General features: G+C 64.6%; 16 protein-coding genes and 4 pseudogenes. 8 read left to right on the top strand and 12 right to left on the bottom strand.

The features are described 5' to 3' along the window. Positions 1-33 precede the first annotated feature (33 nt). Positions 34-930: a tyrosine-type recombinase/integrase gene (locus MICSW_RS05550; RefSeq protein WP_464497421.1), complete on the bottom strand. Its 897-nt coding sequence runs from the start codon at positions 928-930 to the stop codon at positions 34-36. Between the two features lie 188 nt (positions 931-1118). Here MICSW_RS05550 and MICSW_RS05555 point away from each other — a divergent pair. After that, positions 1119-1673: pseudogene (locus MICSW_RS05555) on the top strand (IS701 family transposase); the annotation flags it as partial. A gap of 29 nt (positions 1674-1702) precedes the next feature. Here the strand turns inward: MICSW_RS05555 and MICSW_RS05560 are convergent. Genes MICSW_RS05560 through MICSW_RS05570 form a run of 3 tightly spaced genes read right to left on the bottom strand, consistent with a single transcriptional unit; the run spans position 1703 to position 3874 of the window. Beyond that, positions 1703-3061 carry an IS256 family transposase gene (locus tag MICSW_RS05560; protein WP_464497426.1) on the bottom strand — a complete coding sequence of 453 codons (1359 nt, stop codon included), beginning with the start codon at positions 3059-3061 and terminating at the stop codon, positions 1703-1705. Positions 3062-3077: 16 nt separating this feature from the next. Further along, positions 3078-3539, bottom strand: coding sequence for an IS3 family transposase (locus MICSW_RS05565; RefSeq protein WP_464497431.1), 462 nt, complete (start codon positions 3537-3539; stop codon positions 3078-3080). 17 nt (positions 3540-3556) lie between these two features. Continuing rightward, positions 3557-3874 carry a transposase gene (locus MICSW_RS05570; RefSeq protein ID WP_195692783.1) on the bottom strand — a complete coding sequence of 106 codons (318 nt, stop codon included), beginning with the start codon at positions 3872-3874 and terminating at the stop codon, positions 3557-3559. A gap of 70 nt (positions 3875-3944) precedes the next feature. On the opposite strand from MICSW_RS05570, the gene MICSW_RS05575 reads away from it, so the two are divergent. The 3 genes from MICSW_RS05575 (at position 3945) to MICSW_RS05585 (ending at position 5899) form a co-directional block, all read left to right on the top strand. Further along, on the top strand, positions 3945-4397 hold the full coding sequence (locus MICSW_RS05575; RefSeq protein WP_464497439.1) for an RNA polymerase sigma factor: 453 nt from the start codon (positions 3945-3947) through the stop codon (positions 4395-4397). Positions 4398-4554: 157 nt separating this feature from the next. Next, a complete protein-coding gene (locus tag MICSW_RS05580) occupies positions 4555-5400 on the top strand; it encodes a hypothetical protein (RefSeq protein ID WP_464497443.1) in 846 nt (281 codons plus the stop codon). A 1-nt stretch (position 5401) separates the two neighbouring features. Next, positions 5402-5899 carry a peptidase inhibitor family I36 protein gene (locus MICSW_RS05585; RefSeq protein ID WP_464497447.1) on the top strand — a complete coding sequence of 166 codons (498 nt, stop codon included), beginning with the start codon at positions 5402-5404 and terminating at the stop codon, positions 5897-5899. A gap of 67 nt (positions 5900-5966) precedes the next feature. Here MICSW_RS05585 and MICSW_RS05590 read toward each other — a convergent pair. Further along, a pseudogene (locus MICSW_RS05590) lies at positions 5967-6161 on the bottom strand (IS3 family transposase); the annotation flags it as partial. Between the two features lie 217 nt (positions 6162-6378). On the opposite strand from MICSW_RS05590, the gene MICSW_RS05595 reads away from it, so the two are divergent. Beyond that, positions 6379-7437 (top strand): IS110 family RNA-guided transposase, encoded by a 1059-nt coding sequence (locus tag MICSW_RS05595; RefSeq protein WP_347425086.1) that lies wholly within the window; start codon positions 6379-6381, stop codon positions 7435-7437. A 24-nt stretch (positions 7438-7461) separates the two neighbouring features. Here the strand turns inward: MICSW_RS05595 and MICSW_RS05600 are convergent. From MICSW_RS05600 to MICSW_RS05620, 5 genes and pseudogenes are all read right to left on the bottom strand, one after another. Further along, positions 7462-8139 (bottom strand): annotated as a pseudogene (locus MICSW_RS05600) (IS3 family transposase); the annotation flags it as partial. Next, a complete protein-coding gene (locus MICSW_RS05605) occupies positions 8136-8441 on the bottom strand; it encodes a transposase (RefSeq protein WP_464497455.1) in 306 nt (101 codons plus the stop codon). The pseudogene MICSW_RS05600 and the gene MICSW_RS05605, both read right to left, overlap by 4 nt. A 115-nt stretch (positions 8442-8556) precedes the next feature. Further along, entirely contained in the window at positions 8557-8838 is a 282-nt protein-coding gene (locus tag MICSW_RS05610; protein ID WP_464497459.1) for a hypothetical protein, read from the bottom strand. A 194-nt stretch (positions 8839-9032) separates the two neighbouring features. Next, positions 9033-11261 carry a glycoside hydrolase domain-containing protein gene (locus MICSW_RS05615; protein WP_464497463.1) on the bottom strand — a complete coding sequence of 743 codons (2229 nt, stop codon included), beginning with the start codon at positions 11259-11261 and terminating at the stop codon, positions 9033-9035. A gap of 390 nt (positions 11262-11651) precedes the next feature. Further along, positions 11652-12896 carry an ImmA/IrrE family metallo-endopeptidase gene (locus MICSW_RS05620; protein ID WP_464497467.1) on the bottom strand — a complete coding sequence of 415 codons (1245 nt, stop codon included), beginning with the start codon at positions 12894-12896 and terminating at the stop codon, positions 11652-11654. Positions 12897-13377: 481 nt separating this feature from the next. Between MICSW_RS05620 and mobF the strand changes: the two are divergent. After that, positions 13378-16065 (top strand): annotated as a pseudogene (mobF, locus tag MICSW_RS05625) (MobF family relaxase); the annotation flags it as partial. A 61-nt stretch (positions 16066-16126) separates the two neighbouring features. Here mobF and MICSW_RS05630 read toward each other — a convergent pair. Further along, a protein-coding gene (locus tag MICSW_RS05630; protein WP_464498253.1) for an IS5 family transposase occupies positions 16127-17021 on the bottom strand; the annotation gives its coding sequence in 2 pieces (ribosomal slippage) (positions 16127-16669 and positions 16671-17021; 894 coding nt in all). 588 nt (positions 17022-17609) lie between these two features. Here MICSW_RS05630 and MICSW_RS05635 point away from each other — a divergent pair. Then, positions 17610-18149 (top strand): hypothetical protein, encoded by a 540-nt coding sequence (locus tag MICSW_RS05635; RefSeq protein ID WP_464497471.1) that lies wholly within the window; start codon positions 17610-17612, stop codon positions 18147-18149. Then, on the top strand, positions 18116-18322 hold the full coding sequence (locus MICSW_RS05640; RefSeq protein WP_464497476.1) for a hypothetical protein: 207 nt from the start codon (positions 18116-18118) through the stop codon (positions 18320-18322). Before MICSW_RS05635 ends, MICSW_RS05640 begins: the two co-directional genes overlap by 34 nt. A gap of 147 nt (positions 18323-18469) precedes the next feature. Here the strand turns inward: MICSW_RS05640 and MICSW_RS05645 are convergent, their stop codons facing one another. Continuing rightward, entirely contained in the window at positions 18470-20644 is a 2175-nt protein-coding gene (locus MICSW_RS05645) for a recombinase family protein (protein ID WP_464497480.1), read from the bottom strand. Positions 20645-20817: the final 173 nt, after the last annotated feature.

The following is a 20817-nucleotide window of genomic DNA, read 5'->3' on the forward strand; positions in this document are numbered from 1 at the left end:
CACCGGCGCCCAACTCGCGGCTCGTGAGGCGGATCACCGGTGCGGTGAGGTCCGCGTCGCGCCGGAGGTCCGGGAGGGCGTTGGCCGCTGTTCTTGGGCGTCGAGGAATGCGTTCGCCTGCTCGGCGGCGGAGGCGAGGTGGCGGGTGTCGGGGTGTAGGTAGCCACGGGTGGTCTCGATCGACTTGTGTCCGAGGATGCGTTGCAGCACGTGCAGGGGGATGCCCGCGTCGGCCATCCAGGTCGCGCCGGTGTGTCGAAGCCCGTGTCGGGTGAGTGAGGGCAGCCCGAGCCCGGTCACGAGGTCGTCCCACTTGGTCGCGTCGCGCACGCTCGCTGTGGTGAGGACGCCGCCTCTGGGGCCGCGCAGCAGCCGTTCGTCGGGCTCGCGATCTGCGGTCAGACGCTCCAAGACCGGCTTGAGCGCGTTCAGGATCGGAACCGGACGCGCCGCTCGTCCCTTGGTCTGCTTGGTGACCAGGCCACCGGACCCGGGGTAGGTCTGCCGTTCGATGGTCACGATGTTTGTCTCCGTGTTGACGTCGCCAACGCGGAGCCCTGCGATCTCGGAACCGCGGGAAGCGAGGAGCGCGCAGAGCATGACGAAGTCCGAGTAGCTCTGGTGCACCTGTGCGCACGCGTCGGCGAGCCGGTTCAGCGTCGCCAGGTCCGGCAGGGCGTGCGCGCGCGGCGAGGTGTGTTCGACGGGGATGATGAGGGCGGACTTGCCGAGGCTGCGCCGGGACCTGTTGCGGGCCGGGTTGCTGGCGAGCACGTCGTCGCGCACTGCCTCGTCGAGCACGCGCACGAGCGGCGCGATGCTGTTCTTGATCGTGGAGGCAGAGTGCACCTTCTCCCAGTCGTCGATGGTGCGGTCGATCATCCCGGCCGTGATCTGCGAGAGCGGCAGGTGCCCGAGTGCGGGGAGCACGCGCAGACGCAGGCCGACCTTGTAGCCGTCGGCGGTCGAGGTCGGGTCCAGGCCGCGCGTCCATCGATCTCCGATGGTCGCCAGGTAGTCCGCGAAGGTGATGCGGCGGTCGATGCCGATCTCCGAGGACTTCAGCAGATCGTTGAAGAACGCCTCGGCGGCCTCCTCGTCGGGTACGACGAGCGGATGTGCGGGAGTGGGCGGCGGAGCTGGATGAGGTCGCTGGTCTGATCGGGCCGCGGTTCGCTCGTTCGGAGCCGCGCCGGAACGCTGTCGCGTATGTGCGAGGGCTGCTGTCGGAGCAGGAGCGGAAGAACTCGTGGACGCTGTCGGAGCACGCCGGTCAGGTGACGCCGGATCCGATGCAGCGGCTGTTGTCGACCACGGACTGGGATCCCGACCTGGTCCGTGACGATCTCCGCTCCTACGTGGTCGAGCACCTCGGCGACCGTGCCGGAATCCTGATCGTCGATGAGACCGGGTTCTTGAAGAAAGGCGACCGGTCCGCGGGCGTGGCCAGGCAGTACACGGGCACGGCGGGACGGATCGAGAACGCGCAGGTCGGCGTCTTCCTGACGTACTCGACACCCACGGGCCGGACGTTCCTGGATCGGGAGCTGTATCTGCCGAAGACGTGGACCGAGGACCGTGCCCGCTGCGCCCGCGCCGGTGTCCCGAAGGAGCGCGGGTTTCAGACGAAGCCGGAGCTCGCGATGGGCATGCTGGCCCGGAGCCTGTCAAGTTGTTTGTGTAAGCGGGCGGGGCTCGGGGTTTAGAGGTAGGGCTGGATTCGGTCCGGGTAGGCGAGCGCGAGTTGCGCGAGGGCTTGCTTCCAGTTCGTGGTGATCTGCCCTTCGACGAGGCGTCCTTCCGCGTTGCGTTTGACTCCGCGGGCTCGGCCGCGTTCCTTGAGTCGGTCGCGGGCTCGCTTGTCTTCGATGTTGCAGATCGCGAGCCAGAGCAGCTTCACGGCCGCGTCGTCTGAGGCGAAGTGGCCCCGGTTCTTCGTGACTTTCCGGAGCTGGTAGTTCAGCGACTCGATGCTGTTCGTGGTGTAGATCACCCGCCGCAGCATCGGCGGGAACGCGAGGAACGGGGTGAACCTTTCCCAGGCGTCCTCGAACACGCGGACCGTGTTCGGGTTCGCCTGCCCGAGTTCAGAGGCGGCGAACTCGGCGAGGGCGACCAGGGCGGCGTCTTCATCCGCGGCTTGGTAGATCGGTTTGAGCGCGGCTGCGACGGCCTTGCGGGTTTTGTAGTTCACGAACCGCATCGCAGAGCGGATCAGATGCACCACGCAGGTCTGGACCGTCGACTGCGGCCAGGTCGCCTCGATCGCTTCGGGGAACCCGGTGAGACCGTCGCAGCAGACGATGAGGACGTCCGCGACGCCCCTGTTCGCGAGCTGCGCGCAGACCCCGGCCCAGAACTTCGCGCCCTCCGTGGCTTGGATCCAGATCCCGAGGACGTGCTTGATGCCGTCCATATCGACGCCGACGGCGATGTGAGCGGCCTTGTTGCGCACGTGCGCGCCATCACGGACCTTCACGATGATCGCGTCGAGGTAGATCACCGGGTAGAACACTTCCAACGGTCGCTGCTGCCAGGCCATCACCTCGTCGAGGACCTCATCGGTGATCTTCGAGATCGTCTCTCGGCTGATCTCGGTGCCGATCGTGGAGACCAGATGATGTTCGATATCGCGGACGGTCATCCCGCCCGCGTAGAGCGACACGATCATGTCATCGAGGCCACCCACGCGACGCGACCCCTTGGGCACCAGGACGGGCGTGAAGGACCCGTCACGGTCCCGCGGGATCGCGAGCTCGACATCGCCGACGCTGGTCGCGACGGTCTTCGCCGACGACCCGTTCCGCGAGTTCTCGTGGAGCGAGGCTTCGGGGTCGCCCTTCTCGTAGCCAAGGTGCTCGGTCAACTCAGCCTGCAGACCCCGTTCGAGGCCGGCCTTGATGAGTTGCTGGATCAGCCCGTCCTTGCCCTCGAGGCGGACCTCGCCCGCATCGATCATCGCGTAGAGGCCATCGAGCGCGCCCGACGCTTCGAGCGCTTCCACGCCCTCACGCTGCTCACGCCGACGCTCTTCACGCGTCTGCTTGTCAACCATGGTCATCAGTGTCTCCGATCAGTTAGGAGCACCACCCCTTACACAAACCATCTGACACCCTCAATCCCCGGCACCCCGCGATCCGCCACGTCCCACCCTGGGTGGTCTCGAACTCGCTGAAGTCCAGCTGCCACACCTGGTTCGGGCCCGTCGGGTTCCTCGCGAACGCCGCCTTACGGTCTCTCGCGAGCTCACGGCGCTGCTTCTGATACTCCGACGGCAGGATCAGCCCGTCATCGCGCAGCAGGCGCAGCACGGTCGCCTGCGACACCCGGTGCCCGTCGTGGCGGGTCATCGCCCAGATCTTCCGATGACCCCACGCCGGATGCGCCAGCGCGTGCTTGGTCGCGAGCGGCCTGGCCGCGTCCCGCGCGGGCTGCGGCCACGGACCCTTCGGCGGGCGATCCGCTCTCGCTTTGGCCTGCCAGCGGCGATACGAACGCTCGGGCACGCCCGTCAGCTTGCAGAACCTCGACGTCGGCATGCCCGCCTCCAAACGGATCACCTCGAGGTCCTCGAAGGGCCCAGCCGGCCCTCCGCGCTCTTCTTCCACACCCGGATCTCGACCGCCGCCTCACCGAGGGCCTGCGTCAACTCCGCGACCTCATCCTCGAGCTGCTGCTCCCGGGTCGAGGGTTTGGACTTGCCCGCCTCGATGCCGGCCTTGCCGCCCTCGAGGAACTGGCGCTTCCAGTTCCCGATCGCTTGCTCGGACACCTTCTCGCGGCGGGCGGCTTCGGCGATCGTGATCTCGCCTTGCAACACGGACAACACGATGCGGAGCTTCTTCTCTACCGGGATCGTCGGGGGACGACTCATGCTTCAGACCTCTCAGCTGGGGCGTTGCATCAGCAACTAACTACCCCTGCCAAACATTCTGACGCGCGACATGAACGACCATGCGCTTGCTGAAGACCTTACTGCGGAGACCTACGCCCGGGCCCTGGAGAAACAAAAAAATGGAGTGACCATTACGGTCGGATGGCTAATTCGCGCGGCTCGCAATCTGATCGGAAACGAGTACCAGCGACGCGACCGTGCCCAGGCTCGCATGCAGCGGATTGTGATCGAAGAACTCACCGCAGCGGCGCGGAACGAGAACGAGGACGACTTGGAGGTGAGAGCGGTTGCCCGGCTGCGCCCTGCTGACGCGCTGGTGCTGCAACTCACCTACTGGGACGGCCTGTCAGCATCTGAGGCGGCGACGTTTCTGGATTGCTCCACGGGGGCAGTATGGGTGCGACTCACTCGCGCCCGGGCAAAGATCCGTTCGATGCTCATGGAGGAGTCCCACATGAGCATCTCGCCGAGGTTGGTTGAGGGTGGTGATTTGGATGGATGATCTGAGTCGGCGCCTTCGCAAGGCCAATCCTCATGAGGGACAGCCCCTGCCCGAGCACGCGGTGAAAACGTTGGATGACTTGCTCACCGGACGCCGCACGCCTCAATGGGATCGATCAGCGCGGTCAGTCTCGCCGCGTCGTGTATGGCGGCCACTGGTGCTCGCCGGATCAGGTTTCGCGGTAGCCGTGACCGTCGTCGCCGTGATCGCGCTCGTGATCTTGCGGCCGGTGCCCGCCGTCGCGATCACGCCGGACCGGTTGCCGCTCGAACCGACTTCCTGGACTGTGGAGACACTGCTGGAGGAATCGATGACCGGTGTCCCAGCTCCTGAGGTTGCCGAGTCCCGCCGCGGTGCGGAGTGGGAAGGCTGGTTCGTGCAGCTCGACCTGGACAGCCCCACCGCGACATTCATACAGCCGCAGCGGACGCAGATCGAGTGGAACGACGATCTCTCTGGCACGAGTCGGGTCATCGCCGGAGTCCCCATGTCCGCCGACGGCACCCCGATTGAACCGGTACCAGCGTCCGCGGAGGCGACAGGCACGATCCTCTACGAGGACAGTTGGGCGCCTGGCGAGCTCGTCACGCCGTTCCCTACCGCACCACCTGCTGACGTCGACGGCATGCGCGCCTACCTCCAAGCCTTCCTGAGGGAACAAGGCGGGACCGACGCTGACCCGCCGTCGGCGGGCGACTACGTCCTCGCGGTCACCTCCCTGATGCAAGTGTGGACGCTCAGCGAAGCGGCACAGCGCGCCGCGATCACGGTCATCCTCGACGCGGCAGGTGTCACAGTGGCGGGGGAGACGACCGACCGGGCCGGTCGGTCCGGGGTAGTGCTGAACACCGAGCCCACCGACCTTCAGCCCGACTACCGCACCCGACTCATCATTGACCCTGCCTCCTGGCGAATCCTCGCGGCAGAGACCAACACGATCGACGGACTCCCGGACTTCGGGATTCCCGCCGGCGCCGTAACTGACTACACGATATGGAGATGAAATGACCGTTACCCGTTCTCGTCGACTCGCCGTTCTTGCCGCTGTAGGTGCTCTTGCCCTGGCTCTGTTCACGCCTGGTGTCGCGGCGTACGCGGACGAAACCAGCGAGCTCCAAGCCCGCGTTGACGCCGTGCTCGCGGAGTTCCCCGGTGGATCCCAGACAGCACCCAACGAGGTCACCTGGGAGGACGGTGCGGTGATACTCACTCTTGCGGCCGACGAGGGTCTGATCACCACGATGGCGGTCGGGTCCTGCGCAACCGGCTACTACTGCGCCTACTCCGGGTACAACCTCTCGGGAAGCAAGCTCAGCTTCTCCGCCTGCAACACGACACAGTCAACGGGCGCTCTCAGCGTCGTCCGATCGCTCGCGAACGCACGCAGCAGCGGCTACGTGCAGGGCAAGAACTCCAGCGGCACCGTCCTCGCCACGGTCAGCGCCGGTGGCTCCCTCGCCTACGCTTCCACCAGCATCACGAAACTCACCTGCGTAAGCTGACGAACCCTCAGCGACACGTCCGCAGGCAACCAGCGGGCGTGAGGAACGAACTGGTGACAGGTGTGGTTTAGGCCGCGAGTGTGAGCGGCTCGGTTAGTTTGGCTTCGAATTCGATGGGCGTCAATCCGCCGAGGGTGTCCTGGGCTCGTTGCCGGTGATACTTCCGCTCGATCCAGACGACGATCGCGAGACGCAGCTCCTGCCGCGTTGTCCATCGCTGCTGGTTGAGCACGTTCGTCTGCAGCAGTGACCAGAACGACTGTGACACTCGGATCATGCTGCGCGGCAAGGTGGTGTCGGCTGACGTGACCCGCAGAATGACCGACCCTCCGGTGTCCTCATTTGGAGATATGTCCGCCAGCCGCACCGCCGACTTCAGATGGCTTGATTAGGAGCATGTCCCTTCGGGTGACTCATCACAGTCCTGCCTCGATCCCTTCCGTCGGTGGTTTCCATCGAAGAAGAAGGAGGAAACGGGCATGACTGATCTCGCAGAACTGGTAGACCACGTGATCGGCGTCGACCCTGACCGTGATCGCGTCACCGCCGCCGTCGTGAGCGTCACCACGCAAGGAGAACTGGCAGCAGCGACATTCCCTGCGACGCGACGAGGGTACGGCCAGGCGCTCCGATGGGCGAAGACCCTTACCGTCGACGAGCGCCGCGCCTGGGCGATCGAGTCGACCGGCAGCTACGGCGCCGGCCTCGCCGCGACCTTGGCAGAGAAGGGCGAGTTCGTGATCGAGTTCGACCACCCGAGCACCCGCGCATCGAAGGACGGAGCGAAGTCTGACTCGCTCGACGCGGTGCGCGCGGCACGCGAGACACTCGGCCGCAAAACCTGGGCAACGCCACGATCTCGAGGACTTCGCGAGGGTTTGCGAACGCTCATCGTGGCCCGGGATTCCGCGAAGCTCGCCCGGGTCGCCGCGATCAACGTGCTCAAGGCGCTCATCGTCACCGCACCCGTCGATCTCCGGGAGGACCTCCGCGGGCTCACGTTCGGACAACTCGTCGACCGGTGCATCCGGCTCCGTCCAGACACGGCGACCGAGCCCGAGCACGCCGCCACCAAACTGTCCCTGCGCAGCACGGCGACCCGGATCAAGCAGCTGACGACCGAATGCCGCGAACTCGAGCTCGCGATGCTTCCGATCGTCCGCGAGATCTGCCCCGCTTTGCTCAACGAACCGGGCATCGGCACGCTCGTCGCCGCGCAAATCCTCATCTCCTGGTCTCACGCCGGGCGATGCCGTAACGAAGCCGCTTTCGCTCGGCTCGGCGGCGTCGCACCGCTGGAAGCCACCTCAGGTCAGAACCAGACGCGGCATCGTCTCTCACGCGGCGGTGACCGTCAGCTCAACCGAGCGCTTCACACCGCGATCCTCGCGCGCGTGAAGGTGCACCCTGAGACGCGCGACTATCTCGCGCGACGGATCGCTCAGGGTAAGACGAAGAGAGAAGCGATGCGGTGCCTCAAGAGGTACTACGCCCGTCACATCTTCCGACTCCTGGAAAGCACGCCCACGCCCACTTGACAGCGATAGGAGCATCTCCATGGCCGCGTTGTCCCCCGCGGCTCCGACGCGTCCCATCGATCCGACCATGTCGTGACGGCGTAACTCGCGGGCCATCGCCCTGCTTCGAAATTGGCTGCCCCTATCGGCATGCAGGATGCAGCCCGCGACCTCACCGCGTCTGGTGACGGCGTTGCGGAGCGCGTCGACGGCGAGCTTCGCCGTCATCCGATCCGAGATCGAGTAGCCGACGATGCGGTTGGAGAACACGTCTTTGATCGCGCAGCAGTACAGCTTGCCCTCCGTGGTGGTGCGATGCTCGGTGATATCGGTCAGCCAGAGCCGGTTCGGCGCGTCCGCGCGGAACACCCGCTGAACGTGGTCGTCGAACACGGGCGGGCCTGCCTTCTTGCCCTTCCCGCGCCGTCGGCGTTGCGCGGACGAGATGATCCCGGCCTGAGAGCACAGCTTCCACGCCGTTCGCCTGCTCATCCGCCACCCCGCCCGCCGCGCTTCGTCGGCGAGGTATCGGTATCCGAACGTCGGGTCATCGTGATGCGCGTCATGCAGCGCGTTGATCCGATACGCGCGGATCACATCGGCGTCACGGATCGGGTCGTTGCGCCAGCGGTAGTAGGGCTGGCGGGCGAGCTCGAGGACCCGGCACGAAACCGTCACGGGAATCCCCGCGTCGGCGAGCTCAGATACGAGCGGGTACGTCATTTTGGGGAGCCACCGAGTTTCAGGTTCGCCTGCGACAGATACGCCGCCGCACGCCTGAGGACCTCATTCTCCTGCTCGAGCAACCGGATCCGCTTCTTCAACTCGCGTGCCTCGGCGGCATCGGCCGCGGTCTGACCGGGACGGTTGACGTCTTCGACGTCGGCCTGACGGAGCCAGTTCTGCAGCGTCGCTTCGCTGATCCCGAAATCAGTCGCGATCTGTTTGATGGTGACGCCGCTCTCGCGGCTGCGAGCGACCGCGACAACGTCCTCGCGGAACTCTCTGGGATAAGGACCGGGCATGATGACATCCTCCCCGCCAGCGCCTCCCGACACTAACGATCAGTTGTCACCGATCCGTTCTTCACGCCCAGCAGCTGGTGTACGCCTCATTGGGGGAGGGGGCGCGGCCGGTGCCTTACGGCGCGAAGGTCGCGCCCCCCGGCGCGAGCAGCACGAACCATCCAATGGTCACGACGACCGCGCACCCCACGGGCACAAGGCCGGCAAGAGCGAGAAAGAACTTCCGACGCTCCGGCTGTCGTCGCGCCTGTATTAGCGCCAGCACGAACGCAACGATGACCAGCGCAGCCGCCACCACCCAGAAGAAGCATGCAATGCCGTAGCCGATACCTGCCTCGGTCGAGTCGTAGCTTGTTGTCTCACGCAGCTCTCCGTTGTACCACGCGAGCCCCGTCATACCGAGTGAGATAATCCCGGCGAGGCCCGCAAGACAAGCGAGAACGCCGCTTCCGATAACGCCCGCTGTTCCGACGGAATCCCCCTCATTCGAGGAAGAATCGCTTGCCGTCATTGGGGCGACTCATCTCGATAGGGGACTCCAACAAAATGGTTCGCGCAGAAGAGCGGGTCCGTGATCACATCGATTCCTTCCTATCGGAACGACTCCTCCCATCGCTGGATGGTGAAGTACTGGGACATGCGGTTGCGGCCGTAGACCATGGCTCCCTCGCCTGTGCCGTTATACCCGACGCACATGCCCATCACCTGGCTAGGGGTCATCTCACGGAGTTCGGACGGAGTGATGCCATAGGCCCGGTACGCCTCGTACATCATGTAGAAGAGCGTCGCCTTGAGGTTAAACTCGCCGTCTGAGTACAGCCCCCACCAGACTGACCACCGGTCCTGCCAGATGTCGCGATCCAGGATGCTCCCCGTAGTGAGTCCCATGTTGATGGCATAGTTGAGCCCGGAGATCGCTGCCTGCGACTGGATCTGGCAGAAGCCTGTGGAGCAGTCATCGTTAGCGTCGGGGAAGGTCCCGATCCCGAGTTCCAGGTTCTGGTAGTAGGCAATCGTCGCGAGATCAGCGGCAGTGTCGAGCGCGTTTACGCAAAGTCCTTCGTGCACCATTGGGGTGAGGATCATCGCCTTCGGGGCGTTGAATTCAGCTGCGAGGTCCGTGATGTAGTTGTCGTAGTCCCAGACGCGAATCTTCATACCGTAGGCGTTGTCGAGGTTGACGGCCTGTTGAATGACATTCTCATGTTCGAAGGTGTCACGGAACATGTCGTTCCACATATCTGTGTAAGACCCGGCCGGGATGGCAGGGTCGTCACCGACTCCCCACGCGGCAACGAGGCTGGAGACGCCCGAGTATGCGCCCGACACGATGTCCTTGTCGATCTCAACCGTGCCGAACCCCGTTCCGACAATCGTCGTCTGGATCTGATCGAAGGCCCAGTTAGAAGGTAAAGTCACGGCCCGGTTGCTGCCGTATCCGGTTGACATGTCGGAGACGAAAGAACTGACGACCAGACTTGCGTTCGTCAGCGCATGGCATACCTTTCGTGGGCCGTAGACGCCAATGCGAAACGTCCTACCCATGCGGCCAAGTCGCTCGGGGAGCGCCTGGAAGTACGGGATGATCGAGTTCAGGATCTGGCTGTCGGTGGCATCGAAGTCAACAGAGAAGTAGATGATCGTGTTGGCAGGAAGCCGATACGCCCAAGCGGCAGACGCGGCCTCCTCGCCGACTTCTTGACCTCGGGCAGTCGTGAAGTGTGCAATGTCGCCGCCGCCGGTCTGGAAGAGAATGAATGCATGCCCGCCCGCGCTGAAGATGCGTTGGAGCTCTCCGGTCTTGATGCACTTGTCAAGACCTGCACTCGGTAGACGCGTGTCCGGTGTATTCGTCAGGTAGCGCCCGAAGTAGTTGTAGCCGGCGGCTTGGAGGGACGTGAGCCGTTCGGAGGTAATCGTGGAAACGCAGTTCGCGCCAGTTCCCGGTCGGTCGGCGTCGCCTGTGCTCACGAGCAGTGAGCCCCACGTCTGGACATCCGCGTTGCCATTGACAGGAAGCGCGACGAAGCTCTGGAAGGTCTCGGTCTGGAGCTGCGTCATGTTGCCGAAGTAGCCGTCGTAGCTAACGGTGTAGCCGTTGAAGATCAATGCCGCTTGGAAGAGGTGAACGAGGTAGCGGGCGCCGTCGGTGCTCCCGTAGCTGAGAGCACCGTAGGTGGCGAGGCCCGCTTTGGTCGCTGGTCCGAAGTTCCCGTTGGCAACGCCATCGAGCAGACCGACCTCGTACTGGATCGCAAACATCAACGCTGTCTGAATGTCGGTGGTGTATTGCCCGTCCGTCGGGATCACGAAGAACGCAGATCGATCAAGATAGCGGCCGTTGAGCGATTGCTGGATTGAGCGAATCGTGCTGGTGCCGCCTGACACGAGGGTGAAGGCGTCCATGTTCAGCAGGGCCTTGAATACCTTGGGCTCGATCGATCCATCCCCGGCGGATAGACCCATGTTTGTTCGCAGCGATTGCATTCCGGCAACTGGGACTGCGCCCCATATGCCGTCCAATGCGCCATTGCCGCCGTTGTAGCCCTTGCAGTACATAGCGCCTTGAGCAATTCGGATGATGTTCTTGTTCGCGGTGCTGTTGTTTACCGGACTCACCGCGGTAAGCGCGGCAAGGGTGCCCGATCCGAAGTTGTTCGAGAGCGCGGTGATACCAAGCTCGTGCTGCAGAGCTCGGATGAGAGCGTAGACGGTGTTCCATCCCGTCTGCCCGTCAACGACAAGCGGCGGGATACCCAGCATGCCCGGGTAGGTATCGTTGATCCACTGCTGCGTGTTCTCAACCCACGGGTCGGACATAGCTTGTTCCTCGATTCTGGCTCTGGTCGCGATCGTCGATCCTGATGCTGGAATCGTTTGGTGAACAGGCGGAACCTTACGTGCGCGTCGTCTTCCTGAGCGTCAGGTATCTGGACATCGTCTCGGTTCCTCCCGGAGGGCTTTGGCAGAGCCACAGCCCCAGCAGTGGCGGTCATGATTGCCGTAGGCACATCTGCAGGCTGTTCGCTCCGCGTTCCGGAGTCCTTACTCACGGACCACCATGACACCGTTGTCTTCGACCTCGCCTTAGCGCCACCACGCCTCTTGCAGATCGAGGTAGATCCTCGCACGCTAGACACCCCGGTGCGGGTTCATCTGATTGGAATGGGCGCGAGCGCGCTTCTCAGACGTACAACGGTAAGTCTGCGATTACGCGGCAAGCTGATTGTCGATTTGGTGTCCGATGACGAATTCGCTTACGCCGAATGCTTGAGCGGCATGCGCTTGCGACTCCTCACTGAAGTCTCCGCGCAGCATCTCGCGCACTCCTTCCGCGGGAGCAAGAAACTCGGCGGCAAATGCTCGCTCGAGTTTGTCGGTATATCGGGAACTCCGAGTCAGAAGTGACGATCTGGTTTGCGGATCTGTGATTCTACGAGCAAGAGTTCGTGCGCCTATGAACCTACCTCGCGGAGCGAACGGATCGATGTTAGGCCCGACGACCGCAGACGCGGTGTCGCTCTCTATCTTCGCAAGTGCTTCTATGTTGCCTGGTGGAGGCGCGGAGACGCTTGTGAGGGCCACAAGATCCTCGATCGCGACCCTGTGGGTGAGCGAGAGTCCAAGTTGCTCGCGAAGAGAGAGTGCGCGCCTATAGCCTTCACGCCACGGCGCTGCACCGGAGACGCTCACTAGCGGCTCGACGGCAGGAAGTGATCGCTGCTGACGGGGGAGTGATGGCGCCTCACGGCTAAGTGCATCGTGCATCCAATGCTCCGCCGATTCGAGCGCGGAGAAAGGAACCGCCCGTGCGAGGTCCGCGAGGAGCATCTCGTCGTGGAGTGCTTCGCCCGCAGAGAGAAGTAGCTGCGCCTCATCGTCTCCGATGTTGTAGGGGTCAAACCCCCAAGCCGCTGCAACCGTAGCGAACTGCCGCTCGTCGTCGTCCGCGCCCTGGATTGCCGACCACTCGTCCTGCAACAAGGTCCCAGAGATGCCGACATCCTCGAGGCGGCGCACGGTGCTGTCGATGAATCGGCTCAGAGATCGACGTACTTCGTCGGCGTCAAGCACGGCGCTTATGGAACTGAGTGTGCGTACCCTTGCGCTTGCGTCGTAGTGGGGCGTTGCTCGGATCCACATTTGCTGTCGGTCTGAACGGAGCGTCATCGCGGGCCAGGGGAAACCGTCGCCGGCTCCAGCGAGATTGAGGCCTGCGTAGTCGGGGAGGTGCGACGGGGTATCGAGTGCCCACCAATTCAGTGCAAGCCACTCTGCAAGCGGATAGGCGGCGACATCGATCCTTTCTCGAACCTGGCCGGGGCTCTCGCGCTCCTTGACGAGAGTGGCAGTCTCATCTCCGACGGCGATGCGAAGCTCGCCCCATGTTGCGCGCAATTCCGGCGCTCGTACTCCGGGCGCAGATTCCCAGTTGCATTCAATAGTGAAGCTCATGAAGCGCGCTCCAGAAGTTCACGAGGGACACTCTCTTCAGTGACGGGATAACCCTTGTAGCTGCCCGAGACAGCGTTCACGAGGCGCGCTTCGAACCACCGATCCTGCCGCTTGTCCCAGACGTATCGCGGAAACGTGCCTTGGTCTCGGTAGGCACTCACGTTTCCCTGAAGGATTGCTTCACGCAACCATTCGCATATCGATTCAGCGTTGTTGAGCTCTTTGGGGCATGGTGTCGCGTCCGACCGAAGCTTCGGTCGTCCGGCGAATGAGGGATACGTCTTGTGTTCGGGAGAGCCGATGTACGTGACACTGTCCGCCCATTCTTCCAGCTCACGAGGCTCCGGAGTGGTCGCCAGAGACTGCGGCCGCGCTCGCCTTCTAGCAGGAGTCCTCACCGTCTGATTCTACGCAGGTCCCGTGCGCTCATGGAGAAGCTGCTCACCTCAGCATCGAGGAGGTCATAGCGGTGACAGTGTCGATGCGAGTGATGAGCGCTGGTGACGGGTACAAGTACCTGCTGCGCACGGTCGCGGCCGGCGACGTCGACAGGTCGCTCTCGACCCCGCTGACCCGTTACTACACGGAAGAAGGAACCCCGCCGGGCCGGTGGCTCGGCGCCGGCGTCGCCGGGCTTGGCAGCGGGCAGATACCGGTGGGCGATCAGGTCTCCGAGGCCCAGCTCCAGCTCCTCGTTGGCATGGGACGCGACCCGATTACCGGTGAACCGCTTGGCCGCGCCTACCCCAAGTACCGCACGCTGGCCGAGCGAATCGAGGAACGCACTGCTGCCCTCGATCCGAACCTCGGGCCGGCCTCCCGCTCCGAGGCGGTCACCGCCATCGAATCCGAGGAGAACGAGCGCGGGTCGCGGCGGGCCGTCGCTGGGTTCGACTTAACGTTCTCGATCCCGAAGTCCGCGAGCGTGCTGTGGGCGGTTGCGGACGCGGGCACGCGGGCGCTCATTGCGGACGCGCATCAGGCGGGGGTTGCGGAGGTGGTTGCGTTCATGGAGCGGGAGGTTGCAGCCACGCGCACGGGCGCAACCGGCCGCGACGGCGCGGTTGCACAGGTCGATGTCGCAGGACTGATCGCCACCGCGTTCGACCACTACGACAGCAGGGCGGGCGACCCCCACCTGCACACGCACGTCGTCATCAGCAACAAGGTGCAGACGGTCCTCGACGGCAAATGGCGGTCGCTGGACGGACGGCCTATGCACGCCGCGGTCGTCGCCCTCTCCGAGCTCCACGAGGCCGTGTTCGCGGACCACCTGACCCGCACGTTCGGCGTCGAGTGGGAGGCCCGCGACATGGGCCGCGACCGCAACCCCGCGTGGGCGATCGCCGCCGTCCCGGAGGAGCTGGTCAAGGAGTTCTCGACCCGTGCCCGGCACATCGACGCCGAGACCGATCGCCTCATCGACAGCTACGTCTCCGAGCATGGGCGGCGGCCGTCGCCGGCGACGATCATGAAGCTCCGCGCCCAGGCCACGCTCTCCACCCGCCCGGAGAAGGAGGTCCACTCCCTCGCCGACCTCACCGCCTCCTGGCGGCAGCGCGCCGGGCAGGTGCTCGGCGCGGACGCGACCTCGTGGGCGCGGCGGGTGACGGCGAACGAGGAGCCGCTGCTGCTGCGCGCGGACGACGTGCCCCTGGACGTGATCGCCTCACTCGGGCACGACGTCGTGGCGACGGTCGGTGAGAAGCGGTCCACCTGGCACCGCTGGAACCTCACCGCCGAGGCCGCGAGGCAGACGATGGGCTACCGGTTCGCCACCGTCGAAGACCGTGAGGCGATCGTCGGGCTCGTGGTGGATGCGGCCGAGGCCGCCTCTCTGCGGCTGACGCCGCCCGAGCTCGCCTCCAGCCCGGCCGCGTTCCACCGCCCGGACGGCACCAGCGTGTTCCGCCCGAAGCACTCGGCACTGTTCTCCTCCGAGGTGCTGCTGGCCGCCGAAGACCGCCTCCTCGAGCGCGCTCGCACCACCACGGCCCCGACCGTCCCGCTCGCCACGGTCGAGCGGATCACGGGCAGGCCGGATCGCCAGGGTCGGATGCTCGGTCCCGACCAGGCCGGCGCGCTGACCAAGATCGCCCTCTCCGGCCGGGTGGTCGACGTGCTCGTGGGGCCGGCCGGTGCGGGCAAGACCACGGCCATGTCAGCGCTGCGGCGGGCGTGGGAGCACGAGCACGGCGCCGGTTCCGTCGTCGGGCTCGCCCCGTCAGCGGTCGCGGCGCAGGTCCTCGCCGACGACCTCGGCATCCAGACCGAGAACACGGCGAAATGGCTGGACACCCACGAGCGCACCGGAACCACGTTCGACAAGGGGCAGCTCGTCATCGTCGACGAGGCATCCCTGGCCGGCACGCTCTCCCTCGACCGCATCACCGCCCTTGCGGCCGAGGCCGGGGCGAAGGTGCTGCTCGTCGGGGACCACGCCCAGCTCCAGTCCGTCACCGCCGGCGGCGCGTTCGCGCTCCTCGTGAACGACCGCGACGACGCCCCCGAGCTGATCACCCTGCACCGCTTCACCCACACCTGGGAGAAGACCGCCTCCCTCGGCCTCCGGCACGGCCGCACCAGCGTCATCGACACCTACGCCGAGCACGACCGCATCCGAGGCGGCGAGACGGAGGAGATGATCAACGCCGCCTACACCGCATGGCGCGCCGACACCCTCGCCGGGCGAGCCAGCATCCTCGTCACCGACTCCAACGAATCCGTCCTCGCCCTGAACCAACGGGCCCGGGCCGACCTGATCCTCGACGGCACGGTGAACGCCCGCCGCGAGGTCGAGCTGCACGACGGCACCCGTGCCGCGGCCGGGGATACCGTCATCACCCGCCACAACGACCGCCGCCTGCGCGCCGGCCGATCCTGGGTCCGCAACGGCGACAGGTGGACGGTCGCCGAGGTCCGCGACGACGGCTCCTTCACCATCCGCCGCGCAGGCAAGAGGCGGGGCGCTTCGGTCGTGCTGCCCGCCGAGTACGCGGCCGAGCACGTCGACCTGGGTTACGCGGTGACGTCCTTCCGGGCTCAGGGCGTCACGGTCGACTCCTCGCACGTCCTGGCCGACGCCTCGATGACCAGGGAGACCTTCTACGTCGCCATGACCCGCGGCAGCGAGCAGAACACCGCCTACGTCGCCATCGACAAGCCCGACCCCTCGCTTCCCGCGCTCTACCTGCCCCGCTGGGTGTCGATCACTGGTGAGTAGGTGCGAACTAGGGCGTGTCTGATAATTGTTTGGTCCACGCGATTGCGGCGTGGATGAGGACCGCGGCGCGGTAGACGATGGCGTGTTTGTCGTAGCGAGTGGCGAGGCCGCGCCACTGCTTGACGTCGCAGAACCGGCGTTCGATCACGTTGCGGTTCCTGTAGTCGGAGGCATCGAGCCCGACGGGCCTGCCACCGCGCGATCCGCGCCGTTTGCGGTGGCCCTTCTGGTCGTCGGGTTCGGGGATGACGGCTCTGATTCCGCGGGCGCGGAGGTGCCCGCGGATCGCGCGGGACGAGTATGCCTTGTCACCGCGGACCGCGTCCGGTCTCGTGCGCGGCCGACCCACGTCGCGCGCGACGCGCAGGTGCGCCAGCAGGGGGAGGAACATGGGTGAGTCGCCGGCCTGCCCCGGCGTGATCAGCGTCACCAGCGGCAGCCCGTTCCCGTCGACGAGCTGGTGAATCTTCGTCGAGAGCCCGCCGCGGGAGCGGCCGATGCCGTGGTCAGGCGGCTCTTCCTGCGGATTCGTGTAATTCGATCCAGCCCCCTGTGGTGCGGGTCGTGTTCGTCGCGTGCTGGTGCGCCCGAGCAATCGTGGAGTCCACTGACAGGGACCAGTCCACGATCCCGGCAGCGTCCGCGCTGGCGGTGAGCTTCGCGAGCACTCTGTCCCAGGTGCCGTCCGTCGCCATCCGGTGATGCCAGGTCCACACCGTCTGCCACGGGCCGAAAGACTCAGGCAGATCCCGCCACGCGATCCCGCACCGGTACCGGTAGATGATGCCCTCAAGCATCGTCCGCGCGTCCGAGAACGGGCGTCCCTTCCTACCTGTCGGACGCGGAAGCATCCCCTCGATCAACGACCACTGGGCATCCGACAGCAACTGGAATCGCGACACCATCCCAGACTCTCAGCCCGACCCCGAACTATTTATCAGACACGCCCTAAGTACCGGGCACTTGGGATGCGAAGGTGTCGATCACTGGTGAGTAGGTGCGAACTAAGTACCGGGCACTTGGGATGCGAACGGATGAGGACGCCGTGCTGGTCAACGACGCCTTGTAATCGTTGACTCAGGAACCGAGCGAGCTAACCGAAGCTCCCGCAGCCATCGCCCAGATTGTCTCCAATAGGTACTGCCAGAACTTTCTCGGGATGTTTGTTTTGGTGCTGCGGTGTTGCCTTGTTTTCCAATTAGCTTCCATGCGATGCCTCACCCTCTTGTCAATTCGAATTTCAGAAAAAAGACGGATAGCTGCGAGAGTCACGGTTGCTGCAAGGATTCCTGCCAAGGCGAGGGGGTCGAACCCTCTCCCGCTCGGGCACCTCAATCAACGAGCACTGTTTTGTTGTGCTTCCATTCTATCCGCGCCCTCCGACATCGAAGATGGCCGTCAGAGGTCTGAGGCGGGTTGGTTGACCAATCGAGGACTGTCGGAGGCTGCGGATACCGTGAGTCTCACGATCCCAAGCGAGGAGATGTGCAATGACTTCTGACGCCTATCAGTTCCCCGTCGCGATCTCGCGGCTCAGCGAGGGGGAGACCTCTCGCGAGCCGCAGAACCTGCGTGCGATTCAGTGGCTCGCGGATCAACCCGGCGGTCCTGTCGTTGTCGTGACGCCGCAGAAGCAGGTGCACAGCGACATCCTGAAGCGGCTGGTGGCGACATCTGGAGTCACTCATCTTTCATGGAGGGGCTTCTCGACGGGGTCGCTCGCGGGCCGCCGTGTGCTCTACGCCTGGCCGAACCGGAAGCACCTGAATGGCCTGTGGAGCGTTGACGCTGACGCGCTTGCGGTCATCGAGTGGAATGAGGACGAGACGGCGGAGTGGATCGAAGACGCCAACCCTGTCCAACTGTTTCATGGGCGCACCGTCGAGCCTCAGCCTGTCGAGGAGCCAGCAGATCGGCAGGAACCGTTGCCGAACGGGGTGGATGGGATTCTCGAGCACATCGCGGCGATGGCGGCTGGCTACTCGTCTGGTTTGAAGTGGATGAAGAAGACAAACTCAAGGCAGACATGATGAACAGGCCGGAGCGCTGGGTGCCGATTACCGTCGAACAGGTGCGCGCCAAGTGCCGGGCGCTCGGCATGCGGCCGGACGACGTTGACACCGTGGCGGGGTTCCTGCAGCGACGGAAGGAAGGCCGCCGCTTCAACGTACAGAGCTCGTACCGCACGTTCCGTTTCAACTGATCTGGGCCGCCCGGCTACTCGTCAACGACGACGCCTATCGCGATAAGGACGTTCCACTCCTGGAACGCATGCACTCGCGACGCCGCCGCGACATGGCGAAGGAGGGCTTCGCGACTGCTGATCCTTCCGACGAGGAGTAGGTGCTGTTCATCGCCGGCGCAGCACTCGCCGGATCGTCGACTCGCTCACTCCGTACATCTCCATCAGCTCGCGACGGGTCGTCCCGCTGGCGAACAGGCGCCGTGCCTCGGCCTTCTGTTCCTCGCTGAGGGCCGCGTGCTTCGCCTTGACGGTGAGGTCGAACCCTGCGCGGCGGAGCGTGTCGCGGACGGTGTTGCGTCGCACGTTGTACCGCTCGGCAAGCTCGTACGTGGACGCTCCGGCTTCGTAGTCCTCGATCAGGAGCTTGACGACCGACCTGTGGAGGGCGTTCTGCCGGGAGAGCGGGCGGTCGTCCGGCTTCCGCGTCGAGTTGCGGGCGGTGGCCAAGAGTTCGGCCAGCTCCGCGGTTTTCCGCGCTTGTTGGCAGTAGTTTCGCAGCAGCCCGACCAATACAGGCTTATTCAAACCTTTGGACTGAGTAAGCGGGTATAGGTCCGAAAGAGAGTCTTCCGCAGGAATGCGGGAGGCTCTCTTTTCTTTGGTTGGTGTGTGGGCTGCGGCGCTGAGGCGGTGCTGGGCGCGCCAGTCGTGCAGGCCGGCGTTGAGTTCGGTGCGTTCGACGCCGATGCTCACCTCACGGTCGGTCACCTGGACGTCGAGTCGCGTGAAGAACGCGGTGAGCAGCTCGCGGCGGACGTTGTCGGGCAGCTGCCTGTAGAGCGCCGCGGGATCGTCTAGGAGATCGACGAACGCGAAGGCCTTGTCGACGCCGTGCCGGATGCGTTCGACGGTCCGGGTGAGCTTCTCTGTGATGGCGCCTTTCTGGAGCGTCACGTACTCGAGGCGTTGACGCAGTTTCTCGACGGCGATCGTGCCGTCGGCGGCGAGTTCAATGAGCCTCTCCTCCTGGCCTTCGAGCTTCTTGAGCTGCGTGCGCAGGGCGTCCTTCTCTTCCTGATCCGCGGCTTGGAGTTCGACGAGGGCACGTCGAACTTCCTCACGTACGGACGCGATGTCGTCTGCATCGAAGCGTTCAGCCGCGACCCGTCGCGCCACCTCGTCTTCGAGTTCGTCGAGTCGCGCCGACGGCATCGAGCAGTGACCGCGCTGCTTCGCTGTACAGACGTAGTACTCGTATGTGCCGCCGTGCCCCTTGTTCTGGCTGTAGACGAGTCGACTCGTGCGCCCCTCCGCCTTGCATTCGGCGCAGTACACCAGGCCCCGCAGGAAGTGGAAGTGAATCCGGTCACGGTCACCTTTGCGGTTCCGTCCGTCGAGGATCTTCTGCACAGAGAGGAACAGCTCTTTCGGGATGAGCGGCGTGTGCCTGCCCGGGTGGAGCTTCCCCTTGTAACGGATGACTCCGGTGTAATACGGGTCGCGCAGGATCATCGCGAGCTGGCTGCTCGACCGCGGCCTCGCGGCCCGCTTGCTCGACTGTCGCGTAGTCAGGCCTTGATCTTCGAGCATCATCTGGAGCTGTGTGATCGAAAACTGGTTCGTGGCGTACTGTTCGAAGGCCCAGATGATGAGCGGTGCGCGCACGGGGTCAACGTCGATCGTGTTGACGAGGCGTCCGTCGAAGTCCTTGCGCACGTTGAGGTAGCCAAGCTTCGCTCGCCCGACGCTTCCGCCCCGCTCGACTTTGTGGGCCATCTTGATTCGGATGTCCTCACCGCTCATGCGGACTTGGAGTTCGTTGACGACGTCGGTGATGGCCTCCATCGCATCGCCCATGTACCCGTCGCCGAAGTTCTCCTTGGCCGAGATCAGCTCGACCCCCTTGTCGCGCAGTTGGCGCTTGGTGATGGCAGCGTCGAGGTGGTTGCGGAAGACGCGAGAGCGCATGTAGATCACGACGTAACGGATATCGGGGTTGGCCTCGACGAAGCGCAGGAGCTTCTTGAACTCTGGCCGCTTGTCGATGGTCTGCGCCGACTGTCCAGGTTCAACAAACTCGCGGAGGATCGGTACGCCGAGCTCCTTCGCCTTGCGGATCGCCCACTCTCGCTGCGTTGCGATGCTGTTGCCATCCTCATCGAGATCAGCAGCGGTATTGAGCTGACGAGTCGTGGATACGCGCAGGTAGCTGACAGCCACGCCTGTGCGGAGCGGAATGATTAACCCGTCGTCGTCCTCAAATAGATGCTCGAGTCCGGTGATGGATGTGAGATTCGGCTGCGCCAGGGTAGCTGCCGCTTCCTCGCCTTCTTGGTACATATGAGGCCCTCCTTCGGTTAGGTCCTCCGGATTTACGCTCTTCTTGGCCAAGAAGTCCAGCCCTTCGTCTGTTTTCCGGGCACCTCGACCGCCGTCCACCGGGGGAACGTCGGCGATGTAGTTTTCACCTCGCTCGTCACTCGTTTTCATGTCGGTCTTCCCTCTCAATGTCA

This window comes from Microbacterium sp. SW12, from assembly GCF_055391095.1.

Excerpts from the sequence above, each read along its gene's own strand:
- MICSW_RS05570 (WP_195692783.1), bottom strand. The coding sequence starts at position 3,874 with ATGAGTCGTCCCCCGACGATCCCGGTAGAGAAGAAGCTCCGCATCGTG.
- MICSW_RS05565 (WP_464497431.1), bottom strand. The coding sequence starts at position 3,539 with ATGCCGACGTCGAGGTTCTGCAAGCTGACGGGCGTGCCCGAGCGTTCG.
- MICSW_RS05560 (WP_464497426.1), bottom strand. The coding sequence starts at position 3,061 with ATGACCATGGTTGACAAGCAGACGCGTGAAGAGCGTCGGCGTGAGCAG.
- MICSW_RS05585 (WP_464497447.1), top strand. The coding sequence starts at position 5,402 with ATGACCGTTACCCGTTCTCGTCGACTCGCCGTTCTTGCCGCTGTAGGT.
- MICSW_RS05575 (WP_464497439.1), top strand. The coding sequence starts at position 3,945 with ATGAACGACCATGCGCTTGCTGAAGACCTTACTGCGGAGACCTACGCC.
- MICSW_RS05605 (WP_464497455.1), bottom strand. The coding sequence starts at position 8,441 with ATGCCCGGTCCTTATCCCAGAGAGTTCCGCGAGGACGTTGTCGCGGTC.
- MICSW_RS05610 (WP_464497459.1), bottom strand. The coding sequence starts at position 8,838 with ATGACGGGGCTCGCGTGGTACAACGGAGAGCTGCGTGAGACAACAAGC.
- MICSW_RS05645 (WP_464497480.1), bottom strand. The coding sequence starts at position 20,644 with ATGTACCAAGAAGGCGAGGAAGCGGCAGCTACCCTGGCGCAGCCGAAT.
- MICSW_RS05635 (WP_464497471.1), top strand. The coding sequence starts at position 17,610 with ATGACTTCTGACGCCTATCAGTTCCCCGTCGCGATCTCGCGGCTCAGC.
- MICSW_RS05595 (WP_347425086.1), top strand. The coding sequence starts at position 6,379 with ATGACTGATCTCGCAGAACTGGTAGACCACGTGATCGGCGTCGACCCT.
- MICSW_RS05620 (WP_464497467.1), bottom strand. The coding sequence starts at position 12,896 with ATGAGCTTCACTATTGAATGCAACTGGGAATCTGCGCCCGGAGTACGA.
- MICSW_RS05615 (WP_464497463.1), bottom strand. The coding sequence starts at position 11,261 with ATGTCCGACCCGTGGGTTGAGAACACGCAGCAGTGGATCAACGATACC.